Origin of the sequence: Parvibaculum sp., assembly GCF_035511255.1 — a bacterium.
Taxonomy (GTDB): domain Bacteria; phylum Pseudomonadota; class Alphaproteobacteria; order Parvibaculales; family Parvibaculaceae; genus Parvibaculum.
Genome location: NZ_DATKFR010000039.1, coordinates 1 through 2,734, shown reverse-complemented (window position 1 = coordinate 2,734; position 2,734 = coordinate 1). Strand labels below are relative to the sequence as shown.

Sequence of the window (2,734 nt, the reverse complement as noted above, 5' to 3'; positions counted from 1 at the left end):
TACCGCCACCCCGATTTCAGCCGCCGGCCCGTCGAGGCGGCCGAAATCGGCGGCCTTGCCGAGCTTCTGACGGCGGATGGCGATCTGCGGACGCTTCCCTGCCAGCTCGCCGAGGCGGGCGGCATGGACGGCTTCTATGCGGCGCGGCTGACCCGGAAAGCCTGACCTGCGGGTCAGCCTTGCGCCTCAAGATTCAAGCTGTTAAGCAGAGAAACAGCCAAGATTTAGTGGGTCGGGCCTGATTTGGCCCCATAAAGCGCAATGAGCGGCAAGTCCCAGATCAAGATCGCCCCGTCGATCCTCGCCTCCGATTTCGCCAAGCTCGGCGCCGAAGTGCGCGCGATCTCCGACGCCGGCGCCGACTACATCCATGTCGATGTGATGGACGGCCATTTCGTTCCGAATATCACCATCGGCCCCGATGTCGTGAAGGCGCTGCGCCCGCATTCGGACAAGGTCTTCGACGTCCATCTGATGATCTCGCCGGTCGACCTCTATATCGAAGCCTTCGCGAAAGCGGGCGCCGACATCATCTCCTTCCATCCGGAAGCGGGGCCCCACCCACACCGTACGATCCAGGCGATCCGCGCGGCGGGGGCAAAGCCCGGCCTCGTCCTCAATCCCGGCACGCCGGTCGAGACGCTCTGGCCGCTCCTCGGCGACATCGACCTCGTCCTCGTCATGAGCGTCAATCCCGGCTTCGGCGGACAGAGCTTCATCGAAAGCCAGCTGAAGAAGATCGAAATCATCCGTAAACGGATCGATCAGGAGAATCCCGGCATCGACCTCGAAGTCGATGGCGGCATCAATTTCGAAACGGCGCCCCGCGCCATTGCGGCCGGTGCCAACGTGCTCGTCGCCGGGACGGCGACATTCAAGGGCGGAGAGGCCGCCTATGCGAAAAACATCGCAACCCTTCGCGGAGCCGCTTGAAGAAGCGAGCGCCGGCAACGGGAGGCCGCAGCAAAGCGGCGTGGCGCATATGACGGATGTCGAAATCGACCCGCCGCTGGGCTCGCCTGTCGCCGATGCGCATTCCGTTCCGACCTATTATGCGATGCCGCCCGGCAATCGCGCCGTCGATCTCGTCGGCGCGGCGCTGATCCGTGCCCGCGACGGCATTCTCGCCCGCGCCTATGCGACATGGGCCTACGGACAGACGCTGCGCGGCCCGATGCCCGATCACATGGTGCTCTATCCGAGGGACCTGCGTCCGGGCCTTGCCGAAAAGGCCGACGCACTCTTTCAGGGCCGCTGGTCGCTTCCCGGCGGACAGGTGAAGACCGATGGCGGCTCGCCCTTTTCCGCCGTCGCGCCGGGCGAAGCCTGGGCGGAGGAGCTTCACGGCTTCTCATGGCTGCGCCACTTCACGGCGGCGGGCGGCGACGCCGCGCGCACTTATGCGCAGACATTGGTCGCCGGCTGGATGATGCAGTCGGCGCGCTGGGACCGCATCGCCTGGCGTCCGCATGTGATCGGCCGCCGCCTCACCTCATGGGTTGCGAACGGCGCCCTCATCATCGACGGCTCCGACCTCATCTACCGCTCGACCTTGTTGCGCAACATGGCGCGGCAGGCTCGCCACCTCGCCCGCACCGCGGCGATGGCACCCGCTGGCGAAAAGCGGCTGACGGCGGCGCTGGGCCTCGCCTTTTCCGGCCTCTGCCTGTCGGAAGGCGAAAAGCGCCTCGCCAAGGGCCTGCGCCTCGTCTGCCGCGAACTCGACCGCCAGGTGCTGCCCGATGGCGGCCATGTCAGCCGCAATCCGGAAGCCATCCTCTCGATCATGCTCGACCTGATCTCGCTGCGCGATGCGATGACCGCGCGCCGCATCGAGGTGCCGAAGCCGATCCGCGACGCCATCGACCGCATGATGCCGATGCTGCGCTTCTTCCGGCATGGCGATGGACGGCTGGCGCTTTTCAACGGTGCCAATGAGGGGCTCGACGGCGCCATCGACGCGGTGCTGGCCTTCGACGACGCCGACGGCGCGCCTTACGGCTTTGCGCCGCATTCAGGCTATCAGCGCATGGCAGCGGGCAGCACCTATGCGATGGCCGACACCGGTCCGCCGCCGCCCGGCCGCTACAGCCACGACGCCCATGCGGGCTGTCTCTCTTTCGAGATGAGTTCCGGCAAATCACGCCTCGTCGTCAATTGCGGCACGACGCGCGTTCTCGGTCCCGACTGGGAAGCGGCGAGCCGCGCCACCGCCGCCCATTCGACGCTGGCCGTCGCCGACACCTCGTCGATGCGCATCCTGCGCGGCCGCATTTCGCGCGCCCTTCTCGGCGCCCGGACCATGGAAGGCCCGACCCGCGTTGAAAGCCGCCGCCACGAGAATGACCAGGGCATCTGGCTCGAAGCGAGCCATAATGGCTACGAGAAACTCTTCGGCCTCGTTCACCGCCGTCGGCTTTTCCTCTCGGCGACGGGAGACGAATTGCGCGGCGAGGACCTGCTCGTTCCGGGCGAAACCGGAAACGGCTGGCGCTTCTGGCGCAAGCCGGTCGAAGATCCGCCCTTCGCGATCCGCTTTCACCTCCATCCGGACGCGAAGCTCTCGCTCGCCCATGAAGGCGCGAGCGCCCTCGTCCGCCTTTCCAATGGAGAGGGCTGGCAGCTTCACGCCCGCACCGCCGCCGGCGACGCCCCGCTGACGATCGAGGAAAGCGTCTATCTCGGCGCCGGCGACACGACCCGCCGCACCGAACAGATCGTCATCGCCTCGAAG

2 protein-coding genes and 1 pseudogene are annotated in these 2,734 nt (G+C 66.7%); all 3 read left to right on the top strand.

Annotated elements, in window-relative coordinates; genetic code table 11:
• Nucleotides 1-165: pseudogene (locus tag VMR03_RS01265) on the top strand (MFS transporter); the annotation flags it as partial.
• 96 nt (nt 166-261) lie between these two features.
• Entirely contained in the window at nt 262-933 is a 672-nt protein-coding gene (gene rpe / locus VMR03_RS01260; RefSeq protein WP_325401484.1) for a ribulose-phosphate 3-epimerase, read from the top strand.
• Nucleotides 896-2,734: heparinase II/III family protein (locus VMR03_RS01255; protein ID WP_325401482.1), on the top strand; the 1,839-nt coding region annotated here is incomplete at its 3' end. The genes rpe and VMR03_RS01255, both read left to right, overlap by 38 nt.